The organism is Frankia tisae (assembly GCF_025403405.1).
Classification (GTDB): Bacteria; Actinomycetota; Actinomycetes; order Frankiales; family Frankiaceae; genus Frankia; species Frankia tisai.
Map to the genome: position 1 here is coordinate 1 of NZ_JANEZT010000850.1, position 410 is coordinate 410.

Consider the following 410-nt stretch of genomic DNA (forward strand, 5'->3'; position numbering starts at 1 on the left):
ATTGGAGGCGCAGCCCCACACGGGGGCTGGCACCCCCGGGGGTTGAAAGTCGGTTCAGATGAGACGTGCTTCCTTTGCGGCCCTGAAGAAGGACGCCATGGAAGCAGTAGCTAGGGGCTCGGGCGCTGGCTGCGCTCGGCCGAAGCAGAAGTACTGCCTGCTCAGTGGCAACCACACCGCCCTCGTCAGGCAGAACTTGGTGTCACGTTGAAGGCATCGGACATCACCGCTTTTGACGGTGAATTCCCCGAGCTGACAGCTGCGGGTGTTCTGACTGGTGCCGTAGGCGACAAGCGCCTCACGGCGCCCGCCTTCCTTCACCGCCACTTGCAGAACAAGCGCTGGCCGGAACTTCGGCCCAGGCTCCATCACTGCCTCTGATTCTGGGAACCAGACGCGCACGATCGCCC

General features: G+C 63.4%; 1 protein-coding gene. It reads right to left on the reverse strand.

Annotation, left to right across the window (positions count from 1 at the left end; all coding sequences use genetic code 11):
- Positions 1-54: 54 nt before the first annotated feature.
- Positions 55-410, reverse strand: a 356-nt coding sequence (locus NBZ85_RS31970) for a hypothetical protein (protein WP_261563528.1), incomplete at its 5' end; no start/stop codon positions are given.